Origin of the sequence: Novosphingobium sp. BL-52-GroH (genome assembly GCF_044813085.1) — a bacterium.
Lineage (GTDB): Bacteria > Pseudomonadota > Alphaproteobacteria > Sphingomonadales > Sphingomonadaceae > Novosphingobium.
In genome coordinates, this window is sequence record NZ_CP171152.1 from 475,019 (window position 1) to 487,877 (window position 12,859).

Here is a 12,859-nt window from a genome sequence, read left to right on the forward strand (position 1 = left end):
CTCCCCGCCTTCACCGGGATGACGGAAAAATCGATCAGTCGGCGTCCTCCACCTCGACCTTCTCGCCGGTGACGCGCTGCGAGAGCGCGGCCGCCATGAAGGGATCGAGTTCGCCGTCGAGCACGTCGTCGGGCGCGGTCGAGACCACGCCGGTGCGCAAGTCCTTCACCTGCTGGTACGGCTGCAGCACGTAGGAGCGAATCTGGTGCCCCCACCCGATGTCGCTCTTGCTGGCGTGCTCGGCGCTGGCTGCTTCCTCACGACGGCGCATCTCGGCTTCGAACATGCGCGCCTTGAGCATGCCCATGGCGATCTCGCGGTTCTTGTGCTGCGAGCGGTCGATCTGGCTGGCGACGATGATGCCTGAAGGCTGGTGGGTAATGCGCACGGCCGAATCGGTGGTGTTGACGTGCTGCCCGCCCGCGCCCGAAGCGCGATAGGTGTCGATCTTCAGGTCCGACGGGTTGATGTCGATTTCGAAGGTATCGTCGATCACCGGATAGACCCACACCGAAGAGAAGCTGGTGTGGCGGCGCGCCGCGCTGTCATAGGGACTGATGCGGACCAGGCGGTGGACGCCGCTCTCGGTCTTGGCATAGCCATAGGCGTTCTCGCCTTTGATGAGCAGGGTGCAGCTCTTGATGCCGGCGGCTTCGCCCGCGTGGTAGTCGACCAGTTCGACCTTGTAGCCGCGACGCTCGGCCCAGCGGGTGTACATGCGCTGGAGAATCTCGGCCCAGTCCTGGCTCTCGGTGCCGCCCGCGCCCGCGTGGACTTCGAGATAGGTGTCGTTGCTGTCAGCCTCGCCGCCCAGCAGGGCCTGGATCTTGTCGGCATCGGCACGGTCGGCCAGCGCCTTGAGCGTCGCGAGGCCTTCGCTGATGGTGTCCTCGTCGCCTTCCATCTCGCCCAGTTCGACGAATTCGGCGGCATCGGCCATTTCCCGGCTGATCTCGTTGACAGTGCCGATCGAGGCCTCCAGCCGACGGCGCTCCTTCATGACCGCCTCGGCCTCCTTGGGCTTGTCCCAGAGAGTCGGGTCCTCGACCCGCGCGTTCAACTCGTCGAACCGGCGCAAGGCGCGGTCCCAGTCGAGGAACTTGCGGACCAGTGCGAGGGCCTTCTCGATACGAACAATGTGGGCCTGCCCCTCGGCACGCATGACGGAATTCTCCAAACGAAACTGCTACGCCTGCCGCGCATAACGTCGCGAGGGCGTATGTAAAGCGCACGGAAAATTCGCACGCGGGAAGGCGGCGCTATTACCCGCAGGAGGGGGGAATGTTCAAGCGGCTTGGTAGGAAGCGGCGGCGGCGGCGATCTCGTCGTCCCGGACTTGCTACGGGGCCGTCGGCAAAGCCGCCCGAGCCTGGTTACTAACGCGGCGTCGCAGTGGCCTACGGCGAGCTGGCGCTCATAGAATTGTCCGCAGTCCCGGATCAGGTCCGGGACGACGGGTAATCGGCAGCTACTTCTTCAGCTTGTTCACCGCTTCCAGCGTCAGCTTCACGTGATCGCGGTAGTCCAGCTCGGAATGGACAAGGGTGATCCTGCCGTCCCTGGCGATCACGTAGCTGGTCCGGTCGGTCATGCCCGCGGGCGCTCCCTCGCGCTTGAGGGCGACGTCGTAGTCCTTGATGATGCCGGGCGTGGCGACGGCCACGGCGAACTTGTCGCGGCAGGCTTCGGTCGAGAATTTCTGCAGGGTCGGCAGGTCGTCGGCCGACATGCCGACCACAGTGGCGCCGGCTTTCGCGAAATCGTCGCTGGCCTCGGCGAAGGCGTGGGCTTCCAGCGTGCAGCCCTGGGTAAAGGCCTTGGGGTAGAAGTAGAGCACCACCGGCCCGCGCCTCAGCGCCTGCTTGAGGTCGAAGGCCATGACCTTGCCTCGCTTGGCGCCCTTGGTGACGAAGGCCGGGGCCTTGGCGCCGACCGGAAGGCTGGCGTGGGCGGTGCCGGCTCCGAAAAGGGCGGCGGCAGCGGCGAGCGGGGCAAGGATGGTCCTGTTCATTGCCGCAGTCTGGCCGGACGACATCGCGCTGTCCAGCCGATTGCGCAGGACTACTCGACTTCGATCCAGCCGAGTACCGTGCCGACCTCGTAAGTCTCGCCGAGCGCGGCGGTGATCTTGAGCGTGCCGGTGGCCGGCGCCTCGACCTCGTTGGTCGACTTGTCGGCTTCCAGCGAGAACAGCGGCTGGCCTTCGGTCACCTTGTCCCCGTCCTTTGCGAGCCATTCGGCGATCTGGCCTTCTTGCATCGAGAAGCCGATCTTCGGGAGCAGGATTTCAACGGCCATGGGTTTCGGGTTCCTCAGGTTGGGGCCGGCAAACGGCCCATATGTGCGCGATGGGTAGCGCACTGTTCGAGGCAGGCAAGCGGGCGGCGCACATATCCGTCTCGGCGATGTTGAGACGTCGAACCGGGCCGGCATATCCGCCAAAGACGTACCTCGAGGATATACGACTTCCCGGGCTTGACCGGGGACCACGGGGTATATTTCCGGCGCCTTTGCCATGAGCCGCGGCCACGTTGCATCCCGACGCGATCGACTGCATCGTCCCGGGTCAAGCCCGGGACGATGGTATCAATTCCGTCCTTGCCAATCCGCCCTCATCACCCCTGTCCGCGCCCATCCTCGTGCGCCATCCAGTGCACGAAGCGGTGGAGCGGGTACATCGCGTCGTGCGGGTTGCCGATGGTCGAGGGGCCGGCCTCGCCCAGGTGCACCACCCGCTGCGCTCCCCCCGCGGCCAATCGGTCGCGGTAGTCGGCCATGCGGTCGAAAGGATAAAATCCCACCGTCTGTGTCGCCACGTTGATCCACTTCACCGCATCCTCGAGACTGTCGACGCGCACCACGTTGGCGGTCTTGTTGATCGGGTGAAAATCCACCGGCTCGTTCGAGCGCACGACGAGGCCATTGCCGTCGGTGCAGCCCCACACGCCGTATTCGTCGTCCATCAGGATCATCATCTCGACCGCCTCGCGCATGTCCATGTCGAGCGGTCGTACGTCCCCGCTCTCGGCGGCGCGCCGGGCGACGTGGAAGTGCAGGCGCTCGCAGAAGCGGTCGACCTGCTCCTGGTCTCCCTCGACGAACTGGAAGCGGCTGGCGACGCAGGCCTCCTGGTTGAGCGTCATCACGTCTGCCGAACACAGGTCAGCCACCCGGTCGATCGTCGCGTCATCGGCAAGCCCTTCGCGCCCGATCATCGAGATCGAGGTCTTGGGATCGAACGAGACGAGCTGGAAGCCGGGCCCGAGGTACTTGACGACATTGGCGATGGCATCGCCCCCGCCCCAGGCGACGATCTTGTCGAAGTACTGCGGGCGATAGAGCACGCGCTCGGTCGCATCGTCGCCGCCGCGCCAGTAGACCGCCGACATCGACTTCACGATCGGGTGTTCGGGGTCGATGTCGGCCATGGTGCGCAGGATCGCCACCATCGTGAAGGGATCGGCACTGCTCATCTTGAACAGGTTGATCGCCTTGACCATCGCCCCTTGCGCCACCGACTTCACCGCCACGCCCGGAGAATTGCCCGGCAGCACGTGGATCAGCCGCGGCGCGAAGGCGCGCACGAAGCTCTTGCGGCCAGTGAAGTCCTGCTTGGGCACCCATTCGTCGAGCGCGCGCGGATCGGGGAAATTCTGCGCGACCTCGGCCATGAGCACGCGCCTGTCGAGGTAAGCGGCGGCATGACGCGCAGTGTTCTCGACGACGGCACGCGGCAGGATGTGGGTGCGGCACATGCGCTCGATGCATTCGCCCATGTGGTCGTTGTCGGGGGCAACCAGTCGCTGGCCGGTCTCGACGAGGAAGTCCACGATCTCCGCCAGCGGCACGTTGAGCAGCGGCGGCACTTCGGTGCGCGGCGGCACGGCGCGGTCGAAGGGTATCCTGGGCGTCGCGAACGTCACGCCGAGGTCGCGCGAGGTCTGGATGACGTCGGTGCCGTGCAGCACCTCGCCGCGCAGGAAGAAAGGAGCGGAGACGAGGTCTTCGGCCGGCCGCGCTTGCGCGATCTCGTTCATGCCACACCGCGCACGTAAGCATCGACGGTGCCCGCGCAGCCGATCTTGTCGTCGCCTTCCAGGTCGGCGTAGCGGGCGATGTCGTCGCGGATCGAGGGGCCTTGGTTGCCGCAGGCGCAGGGGCCATGGTCGAGAGCGATCCTGTCGCCGGTGATGACCCCGCCCCAGCGCCCGTCGAGCGAGAGGTCGAAAAACGCCGCGCGCCCTTCCATCTCGCCGCAGGTATGGTCGAGCGCGGCGTCGCCCGCCTTGTCGAGCAGGATCGGCACGATCCATGGCGGCACGTGATAACGCCCGCCCTCGCGGCACCTGGGCATGCCCGAGTTCAGTTCCTGCATGGAATAGTTCTGGAAGTGCCGTTCGGGCGCGATGTTGAACGTCTCGAACACGTATTCCTGGTAGTCAGCGGGAAGCTGCGCCCGCTTGAGACCGCCGCCGACGTAGATCGAGTTGTCGGGATGGAAGTCCTCGCGTCCGTAGCCCGCATCGCGCACCGCCTTGGCTACCTGCCACAGCCCGTTCCACAGCCCCGAAACCTGCAGCTTGCGGTAGCGGTTCTCGATGATGAACTGGGCGGTGGCGGGCAAGGCATCGGCGACGGCCCTGCCGCGCTCGGCGGAAGTTTCCTCGAAAGCGGCGATCTCGTCCGGGCGGGCGGTGCCTTCCGCAATCTTCTTGCGCATGACGACCATGGACGTCAGCGAGCCCACGGTGATCGGCGGCACCGGATAGTTCCAGCGCGGCCAGTCGGGATTGGCGAAGGCATCGTACTGCGCCTGCGCGATCGTCGCGTTCTTGGGCACCGTGGCGACCGGCGCGCAGCCGACGAGCTGGCGGTCCCGCGCCGGCGCCACGCCCGAGCCCCACGAGAACACGTTGACGGTATCGACCTTCGACCAGTTCATGTCCTTTTGGGAAGCGATCAACATGGCGGCCTTGCCCGTCGTGCCGCTCGAGCAGGAGATGAAGTGGCCCCGCTCGGCCAGCCTCGCGATCCAGTCGTCGATCCCGGCGATCCCGTCGAGCGACACGCCCTCGATCGGATAGGCCGACACCGTGCGCAGCCACTTGGTCAGGCGGTCCCAGCGCCCATCCATCAGGTAGCTTTCGGGGTACGACTTATAGGCGGTGTGCGGGAACAGGATCGGCACCACGTCGGCGATCGTTCCGATCCGCTCGATCCCCGCGTCGCGGGCCCGCAGCGCCAGCAGCTTGATCGAGCCCCGGCGTTCCTGGAGCCGCTCGTCGAGCGCGGCCACCTGCGTTTCGCGCAGTTCGTCGGCGGCGAAGGTGAAGCGGTCGGGGTCGGCCACCAGGGCCATCAGTTTGTCGGCAGCTTGGCCCATCGGCTCGTCTCCTCTCCAAGAGGCCGCGCCGGCCGTCCCTTTTGCTGGACAGTCCCACGCGACTCAATTAATGGCATCTCATGCGTTTCATTATTCACGAGACCCTTGGCGACGCAAGGCAAATCGGTTCCAACGGGAGCATGCTCGATGAAACCCCTGCCATCCGTGCCGGCCGGCCCACCCGCGATCAGGCGCGGGCCCGCCAGGTCGCCCTGCTCGATGCCGCCCTCGAACACTTCCTCGAGAAGGGTTACGAAGGCGCCACGATCGAGGCGATCGCCGCCGACGTGAACATGACCAAGCGCACCGTCTATGCGCGCTATGCCGACAAGGCCGCCCTTTTCCGCGCCGCGATCCGCCACGGAACGCAAGCCCGTGCGGTGGAGCCGCAGGTCATCGCGGCGACGCGGCGGGACAGCCTGGAGGATACCCTCGTCGCCATCGCCATGTTGCGCATCGACCTCGTCGGCGAAGTCGCGGGAGCCAAGCTGCAGCGGATCATCAACACCGAATCCTACCGCTTCCCGGACATCTTCCAGACCTATTACGACATCGCCGCACTGCCGACGGTACGCTTCCTGGCGGACATCCTGAAGCAGGAGACCGCCGCCGGACGCCTGGCGATCGAGGACCCTCTGCTCGCAGCCAACGTGTTCATGAGCATGGTCGTCAGTGGCCCGGTGCGCTTCATCCTTTCCGGCAACGAACTTGACCGCGACGACATCGACCGGCGCGTCCGATTTGCGATCGGCCTGTTCCTGAAAGGCGCCGAACCGCGGTGACCCCACTCGCTGCGCGGCCCGGCAAAACGGGCGCGCTGAAAATCCCAGGGTATGAGAGGAAACCTGAAATGACCGCTCCCGAACGCTGCGTCGTCGTCACCGGGGCCAGTTCCGGCATCGGCAGGGCCAGTGCCGAGGCCTTCGCCCGTTCGGGCTGGCACGTCATCGGCACCGGCCGCGACCCGGGGCGCTGCGCCGCCGCCGAAGCCGACTTGCGCGCCGCCGCAGCGGACGGCGGCCGCGTCGACTTCCTGCGCGGCGACTTCTCCGAAATGGCCGAAGTGCGCCGTATCGCCACCGAGATCGCCGCCCTGACCGCGCGCGTCGACGTTCTCGTCAACAATGCCGGCGGTGTGCGGGATGGGCTCTACACCTCGTCCGAAGGGTTGGAATGGACGTTCGCGGCCAACCACCTCGCCCCGTTCCTGCTCACCCGCGAACTCATGCCGCTGCTCGAACGGGCGGTGCGGGACAGCCAGCCGGGATCGGTGCGGGTGATTTCGGTGTCCTCGCTGGGCCACGCGCAATGCAAGGGCATGCGCTGGGACGATCTGATGATGCTGCAGGATTTCGCGGCAGGACCGGCCTATTGCCAGGCCAAGCTCGCCAACCTGCTGTTCACGCGCGAATTGAATCGCAGGGTTTCGGGCAAGGGCATCGTCGCGCAGGCGATGCATCCAGGGAAGGTCGGCTCGAACTTCTCGAGCTACGGCGAGGCCTCGCTGCAGGCCTACATGGCGACGCAGGATCTCATTCCCCCCGAGCGACCGGCCCGCACCATCGCCTGGCTGGCGACCGCGCCGGAAGCGGGCGAGAACGGTGGACGCTACTTCTTCGACCTCGCCGAGGCGGAACCTACGCCCCAGGCCCGCGACGACGAGGCGGCGGCCCGCCTGTGGCAGGAAAGCGAGCGCATCCTCGAAACGCTCTGAGAACGGAAATATGCCGCCCCGCGCCATTCCCGGGGAACGGTCACGGGGCGGCGAGTGCGACCCACGAAGGGCTGCCGCCATGGCCGTGGAGAGGAGGAGGAAGAATTCTCCTCGCCATGATCGCGATGCGCGGCGACCACTTGCAGCACTCCATCCTACCTACGCAACAAACGTATACATATCGTACTTTGGACCTACCGAAACGCACGGATACGCGAGGCAAAGCGCGATCGACCCTTGCCTCCGCGCGCTTGACCGGAAGGCCTTGCCCGCCGCAAGGGAGCCGGGACTTCTCCGATCACGGGAACCTGCCATGACCATCATTGACCGTCCCCGCCGCAGCGCGCTCTACCTCCCCGCCTCCAACGCCAAGGCCATCGCCAAGGCGCGCACCCTGCCCTGCGACGTGGTGATCCTCGACCTCGAGGATGCCGTTGCGCCCGAGGCCAAGGACGAGGCCCGCGCCGCCGCCGTCGCCGCCGTGGCGGAAGGCGGCTTCGGCCACCGCGAGGTCGCCATACGCGCCAACGGGATCGACACCCCGTGGGGGGCGGCCGACCTTGCCGCCATCGCCGCATCGAAGGCCGACGCCGTGCTCGTGCCCAAGGTCAACGGTCCGCACGACATCGTGCGCTACGAAGCCGCGCTGGAGGGCGCTCCCGCCGCGATGCAACTCTGGGCGATGATCGAGACCTGCGCCAGCGTCTTCGCGCTGGAGCCGATCGCGGCGATGGCAAGTTCCACCCGGCTTTCGCTGTGGATCATGGGCACCAACGACCTCGCCAAGGAAATGCGCGCGCAACTGACCCCGGAGCGGACGCCGTTCCTGCCGTTCCTGTCGATGGCGGTCGCCGCCGCGCGTGCGCACGGCGTCGCCGTGCTCGACGGCGTGTGCAACGAATTCCGCGACCTCGACGCTTTCGAGACCGAGGCGCGACAGGGCCTGCTGTTCGGCTTCGACGGCAAGAGCCTCATCCACCCTGCGCAAGTCGATCCGTGCAACGCGGTGTTCTCTCCGGGCGAAGCGGACCTGGCCTGGGCCCATGCGGTGATCGAAGCCTTCGCGGCGCCCGAAAACCAAGGCAAGGGCGCGATCCGTGTGGACGGCAAGATGACCGAACTGCTGCATCTGGAACAGGCGCGGCGGCTGATGTCGGTGTCCGAGCGGATCGCCGCAGCGGGTTGAAGCCCCGGGCCGCCCATCGTCCCCGGTCCATCCGGGACGATGGGCGCAACCGTTATTGCGCTGCCTCGAACTTGCCGATCGGCCCCGCCTCGTTGGCAATCACCTTGAGCACTGCCGTCCAGACATCGACATTCTGCTGGAGCGCCGCCGGATCGACCTTGTCGAGCGTGTCGTCGGGGGTGTGGTGCAGGTCGAAGTAATGCGTGCCGTCCTGCCCGAGGTCGATCACTGCCAGCTTCTGCGCGGCGATGATCGCCTCGACGTCGGCGCCGCCCTCGGCCCTGCCCTTGTGCGGGACCACGCCCATCGGCCAGAGCACGGCGTTGACCTTGTCCGCGAGCGCCTTGTTCTCGGGGGCGTGGCTGAAATTGACCTGCCAGACCCGGTCGGCGCCGAAATCGCTCTCCATCGCGATGGCGTGGGGCTCGGCGCCATGCAGCTTGGCATAGTGCTCCCCGCCGCCGCCCGAAAGCGCCATCTCCTCGTTGCCCGACCACAGCACGCGGATCGTGCGCAGAGTCTGCCCGCCCGCCTGCGCCGCCAGAGCCGCCGCGCTCACGATCGCGCAGCCCGAGGCATCGTCGACCGCGCCAGTGCCCAGGTCCCACGAATCGAGATGGCAGGCCAGGACGATGATCGGCAACGAGGGATCGCGCCCCGGCAGGTCGGCGATCACGTTGCCCGAAGTCGCATCGGGGAACGGCTTGCCCATCAGCGTCAGGTCGATCGCCATCGGCTTGCCGCGCGCCGCGGTGCGAGCGATGAGATCCGCATCCGGATTGGAGACCGCGCCGGCGGGGATCGGCTTCACATCCTTGGCGAACGTGGTCACGCCGGTATGCGGGTTGCGATGCCCGTCGGTCCCGGCCGAGCGGATGACGACACCCGCCGCGCCCTTGCGCGAGGCGATCGTCGGCCCTTCACGGCGCACATTGCCGTAGGGCCCGTAGCCGGAACCGTCCTGCGCCGCGCGCATGGCATGGTCGATGAAGGCCACTTTTCCCGCGAGCGAGCCCTCCGGCGCCGCCTCCAGCGCGGCCAGCGTCGGGAAATAGACCAGCTCCGCCTTGAGCCCGCCCTTGGGCGTGGGCACCGAGAAGCCGAGCGCGGTGATCGCCAGCGGCTGCGCATAAGGTGCAGTCAGGCTAGCCCTTTCGGGGCCGCGCTGCCAGGCGAGGGTCTTGAATTCCTCGACCCGCACGTTCCGGAAGCCGAGCGCGGTCAGCTTGGCCGCACTCCAGTCGCGCGCGCGGTCCTCGGCGGTGGAGCCGGCGGGGCGCGGGCCGATCTCGGTGGTCAGCCCCTCGACAATGTCCCAAGCGACGCCCGACCCGTCGACGGGAGTGGCAAGGGCCGGAACGGCGGTGGAAAGCGCAGTGGCAACGAGTGCGGCGCGCAGCGTGGTGGCGGTCTTCATCGTGCGAGTGCTAACCGAGCCGCAAGGTCCTGCCAAGGCAGGGTTTCCCTGTGCCGTGGAGGAGCGATTGGCTCGGCCGGGCTCCCCATGTGGAAAAGCGTCGATCCCGCTTGCGACCCGGGACCCTAGCGAACACAACCGCGCCATGCTCGCCTCGCTCTCCCGCTTCCAGGCCCTGGCCGTGACCCTGGCGATCGTGCTGCTCGCAGTGTTTTCGCTGACCATCCGGCCGGCACCGCAAGGCGGGGCGGCAATTACCGGCGACGGCACGTATTCCGACGTGCGGCTCTACAAGGACATCGCCGGTGCCTTGGCCGGCGGCGAGGACTACTACCACGCCGCCACTCGCCTCCACCGTGCGCACGGTTTTCCCACCCGCCCCTTCTTCACCGTCCGCCTGCCGACGCTGGCGTGGATCGAGGCGGAGCTGGGCTGGAAGGCGACGCAAGGCCTCCTGGCCGGACTGCTCGCGGCGGCCGCCTTAGCCTGGTTCGCAATGCTGCGCCCTCTGGCAAGCGCACCGGAGCGGGTGGGTGCGACGTTCCTCATCCTCGCCGGCGGCGCCATGGTCGCCGGTGCCGACCTGGTGGTGACGCACGAACTGTGGGCCGGCGTCCTCGTCGCGCTGGCCACGGCGCTGCTGGTGCGCGGGCTATGGCTTCCGGCCGTGATCGCCATCGCCGGCGCCCTAGCGATCCGAGAACTGGCGCTGCCCTTCGCGTTCGTCGCGGCGCTCTGGGCGCTCAAGGACGGCAGGCGGCGCGAGGTCTTCGCCTGGATCGCCCTGCTCAGCGTCTACGCGGTGGCGCTCTACCTGCACCGCCAGGCCGTCATGCCGCTCTCGCAGCAGGGCGACGCGCTGTCGCAAGGGTGGGGCGGGATGCGCGGAGCCGCCGCCCCGTTCCAGGACATCGCCGAGGTGACGCTGATAAACCTGCTGCCCAAGCCCCTGGCATACCTTGCCGCGCTGCTGGCATTGGTGGGCTTCCTCGGCGCTCCGACCGCGCTTGCCCGGCTGGCCTTGCCCTGGCTCGCCGCCATCGCCGTGCTGCTTGCCGTCTTTGCGCGGCCGGTGAATTTCTACTGGGCGATCCTCGTCACGCCGACCGTCATGGCCGGCCTTGCGTTCCTTCCCCGCCTCGTGCTCGATCTGGTCCATGCCCTGCGTCGCCGCCCCGCCCCCTAGTTACGTTCAATCGCCGCGGCCGGAGACCCTCGACCTCACCGGGCAGCACCCACCTCGCCTGCGTCCCGACTTGATACCTGCCCGGCTCCTCCCATCTGACCAGCCGCATCTTGCGGGCGCACCTGCGGGCCTGTAAGGGCCGATCCCAAGAAGTATCCTGTTGCCATTTCCATCCAAAGGACGCCCATGGCCGCCCAGTACGCCTACGTCATGAAGGGCATGACCAAGACCTTCACCGGCGCTCCCAAGCCGGTACTCAGCGACATCTCGCTCCAGTTCTACCAGGGCGCCAAGATCGGCATCGTCGGCCCGAACGGCGCTGGTAAGTCCACGCTTATCAAGATCATGGCCGGCATCGACACCGACTTCACCGGCGAAGCCTGGGCGGGCGAGAACATCACCGTCGGCTATCTGGAACAGGAGCCGGAACTCGACCCGACCAAGACCGTGCTCGAGAACGTCAAGGACGGCGCGCGCGAAATCGCCGACCTCGTCGATCGCTTCAACGAGATCTCGAACATCATGGGCGACCCGCCGGAAGACGTCGATTTCGACGCGCTGATGGAGGAAATGGGCGACCTGCAGGGCAAGATCGACGCCGCCGACGGCTGGACGCTCGACAACCAGCTCGAGATCGCCATGGAAGCCCTGCGCTGCCCGCCCGGCGACTGGCCGGTGGACAGCCTGTCGGGCGGTGAGAAGCGCCGCGTCGCGCTGACCCGCCTGCTGATCCAGAAGCCCTCGATCCTGCTGCTCGACGAACCTACCAACCACCTCGACGCCGAATCCGTCGAATGGCTGGAAAACCACCTCAAGGAATACGCCGGCGCGGTTCTGATGATTACCCACGACCGCTACTTCCTCGACAACGTGGTGGGCTGGATCCTCGAACTCGATCGCGGGAAATACTTCCCCTACGAGGGCAACTACTCGACCTACCTCGAGAAGAAGTCCAAGCGCATGGAGCAGGAGGACCGCGAGGAATCCGGGCGCCAGAAGGCGCTCAAGGAAGAACTCGAGTGGATCCGCCAGACCCCGGCCGCACGCCAGACTAAGTCCAAGGCGCGTATCCGCAAGTTCGAGCAGCTTCAGGATGCCCAGGCCGGCCGCAAGCCCGGCAAGGCGCAGATCGTCATCCAGGTGCCCGAGCGCCTCGGCGGTAAGGTCATCGAGGTCAAGGACATCTCCAAGGCCTACGGTGACAAGCTGCTGTTCGAAAACCTCTCGTTCATCCTGCCGCCGGGCGGCATCGTCGGCGTAATCGGCCCCAACGGCGCCGGCAAGTCGACGCTGTTCAAGCTGCTCACCGGCAAGGAGACGCCCGATACCGGCACGATCGAGATGGGCTCGACCGTCCACCTCGGCTTCGTCGACCAGAGCCGCGACCATCTGGACCCCAAGAAGAACGTGTGGGAAGAAGTGTCCGAGGGTCACGACTACATGACCGTCAACAAGCACGAGATGTCGACGCGGGCCTATGTCGGCGCGTTCAACTTCAAGGGTGCGGACCAGCAGAAGAACGTCGGCAAGCTTTCGGGCGGTGAACGCAACCGCGTCCACATGGCCAAGATGCTCAAGCTGGGCGGCAACGTGCTGCTGCTCGACGAACCGACCAACGATCTCGACGTGGAAACGCTGGGTGCGCTGGAAGAGGCGATCGAGAATTTCGCGGGCTGCGCCGTGGTCATCAGCCACGATCGCTTCTTCCTCGATCGTCTCGCGACCCACATCCTCGCGTTCGAGGGCAACAGCCACGTCGAATGGTTCGAAGGCAACTTCGCTGCCTACGAGGAAGACAAGCGCCGCCGCCTGGGCGACGCCGCCGATCGTCCGACCGCGCTGGCCTACAAGAAACTGACGCGCTGACGCGCCGTTTCAGGCACGGACCTCGACGAGCCGTCGTTCCGGGAACGGAACGGCGGCTCGTTCATTTTCGTACTCTGGAAAATGAATGGCGAGCAACATCGCGGTTC

11 protein-coding genes are annotated in these 12,859 nt (G+C 66.7%); 5 read left to right on the forward strand and 6 right to left on the reverse strand.

The features are described from left to right. Positions 1-34 precede the first annotated feature (34 nt). From prfB to ACFFDA_RS14905, 5 genes are all read right to left on the reverse strand, one after another. Positions 35-1,162: a peptide chain release factor 2 gene (gene prfB, locus ACFFDA_RS14885; RefSeq protein WP_404481325.1), complete on the reverse strand. Its 1,128-nt coding sequence runs from the start codon at positions 1,160-1,162 to the stop codon at positions 35-37. 306 nt (positions 1,163-1,468) lie between these two features. Continuing rightward, a complete protein-coding gene (locus ACFFDA_RS14890; RefSeq protein WP_404481327.1) occupies positions 1,469-2,011 on the reverse strand; it encodes a peroxiredoxin in 543 nt (180 codons plus the stop codon). A 50-nt stretch (positions 2,012-2,061) separates the two neighbouring features. Continuing rightward, positions 2,062-2,298 carry a biotin/lipoyl-containing protein gene (locus ACFFDA_RS14895; RefSeq protein WP_404481329.1) on the reverse strand — a complete coding sequence of 79 codons (237 nt, stop codon included), beginning with the start codon at positions 2,296-2,298 and terminating at the stop codon, positions 2,062-2,064. Between the two features lie 317 nt (positions 2,299-2,615). After that, entirely contained in the window at positions 2,616-4,037 is a 1,422-nt protein-coding gene (locus tag ACFFDA_RS14900; RefSeq protein ID WP_404481331.1) for an acyl-CoA reductase, read from the reverse strand. Beyond that, positions 4,034-5,383: a hypothetical protein gene (locus tag ACFFDA_RS14905; protein WP_404481333.1), complete on the reverse strand. Its 1,350-nt coding sequence runs from the start codon at positions 5,381-5,383 to the stop codon at positions 4,034-4,036. The genes ACFFDA_RS14900 and ACFFDA_RS14905 overlap by 4 nt, the downstream gene beginning before the upstream one ends. Before the next feature lie 140 nt (positions 5,384-5,523). On the opposite strand from ACFFDA_RS14905, the gene ACFFDA_RS14910 reads away from it, so the two are divergent. The 3 genes from ACFFDA_RS14910 to ACFFDA_RS14920 all read left to right on the forward strand — a co-directional run bounded on the left by ACFFDA_RS14910 (position 5,524) and on the right by ACFFDA_RS14920 (position 8,283). Continuing rightward, positions 5,524-6,165 carry a TetR/AcrR family transcriptional regulator gene (locus ACFFDA_RS14910; protein WP_404481335.1) on the forward strand — a complete coding sequence of 214 codons (642 nt, stop codon included), beginning with the start codon at positions 5,524-5,526 and terminating at the stop codon, positions 6,163-6,165. 68 nt (positions 6,166-6,233) lie between these two features. Further along, complete coding sequence (locus ACFFDA_RS14915) at positions 6,234-7,097, forward strand: SDR family NAD(P)-dependent oxidoreductase (protein WP_404481336.1); 864 nt, start codon at positions 6,234-6,236, stop codon at positions 7,095-7,097. Positions 7,098-7,410: 313 nt separating this feature from the next. Further along, the gene (locus ACFFDA_RS14920) at positions 7,411-8,283 is read left to right on the forward strand and encodes an HpcH/HpaI aldolase/citrate lyase family protein (RefSeq protein WP_404481337.1); all 873 of its coding nucleotides are present in this window, start codon (positions 7,411-7,413) and stop codon (positions 8,281-8,283) included. A 52-nt stretch (positions 8,284-8,335) separates the two neighbouring features. On the opposite strand, the gene ACFFDA_RS14925 is transcribed toward ACFFDA_RS14920, so the two are convergent. Continuing rightward, positions 8,336-9,700, reverse strand: a complete 1,365-nt coding sequence (locus ACFFDA_RS14925) for a M28 family peptidase (RefSeq protein WP_404481339.1) — start codon at positions 9,698-9,700, stop codon at positions 8,336-8,338. Between the two features lie 145 nt (positions 9,701-9,845). Here ACFFDA_RS14925 and ACFFDA_RS14930 point away from each other — a divergent pair, with 145 nt between their 5' ends. Both ACFFDA_RS14930 and ettA read left to right on the forward strand, forming a co-directional pair. Next, the gene (locus ACFFDA_RS14930) at positions 9,846-10,886 is read left to right on the forward strand and encodes a hypothetical protein (protein ID WP_404481340.1); all 1,041 of its coding nucleotides are present in this window, start codon (positions 9,846-9,848) and stop codon (positions 10,884-10,886) included. 186 nt (positions 10,887-11,072) lie between these two features. Continuing rightward, positions 11,073-12,752, forward strand: coding sequence for an energy-dependent translational throttle protein EttA (gene ettA, locus ACFFDA_RS14935; RefSeq protein WP_404481342.1), 1,680 nt, complete (start codon positions 11,073-11,075; stop codon positions 12,750-12,752). Positions 12,753-12,859: the final 107 nt, after the last annotated feature.

Bases quoted from the DNA above. Each gene is read 5' to 3' on its own strand.
- prfB (WP_404481325.1), bottom strand. From the start codon at position 1,162: ATGCGTGCCGAGGGGCAGGCCCACATTGTTCGTATCGAGAAGGCCCTC.
- ACFFDA_RS14890 (WP_404481327.1), bottom strand. From the start codon at position 2,011: ATGAACAGGACCATCCTTGCCCCGCTCGCCGCTGCCGCCGCCCTTTTC.
- ACFFDA_RS14895 (WP_404481329.1), bottom strand. From the start codon at position 2,298: ATGGCCGTTGAAATCCTGCTCCCGAAGATCGGCTTCTCGATGCAAGAA.
- ACFFDA_RS14900 (WP_404481331.1), bottom strand. From the start codon at position 4,037: ATGAACGAGATCGCGCAAGCGCGGCCGGCCGAAGACCTCGTCTCCGCT.
- ACFFDA_RS14905 (WP_404481333.1), bottom strand. From the start codon at position 5,383: ATGGGCCAAGCTGCCGACAAACTGATGGCCCTGGTGGCCGACCCCGAC.
- ACFFDA_RS14910 (WP_404481335.1), top strand. From the start codon at position 5,524: ATGCTCGATGAAACCCCTGCCATCCGTGCCGGCCGGCCCACCCGCGAT.
- ACFFDA_RS14915 (WP_404481336.1), top strand. From the start codon at position 6,234: ATGACCGCTCCCGAACGCTGCGTCGTCGTCACCGGGGCCAGTTCCGGC.
- ACFFDA_RS14920 (WP_404481337.1), top strand. From the start codon at position 7,411: ATGACCATCATTGACCGTCCCCGCCGCAGCGCGCTCTACCTCCCCGCC.
- ACFFDA_RS14925 (WP_404481339.1), bottom strand. From the start codon at position 9,700: ATGAAGACCGCCACCACGCTGCGCGCCGCACTCGTTGCCACTGCGCTT.
- ACFFDA_RS14930 (WP_404481340.1), top strand. From the start codon at position 9,846: ATGCTCGCCTCGCTCTCCCGCTTCCAGGCCCTGGCCGTGACCCTGGCG.
- ettA (WP_404481342.1), top strand. From the start codon at position 11,073: ATGGCCGCCCAGTACGCCTACGTCATGAAGGGCATGACCAAGACCTTC.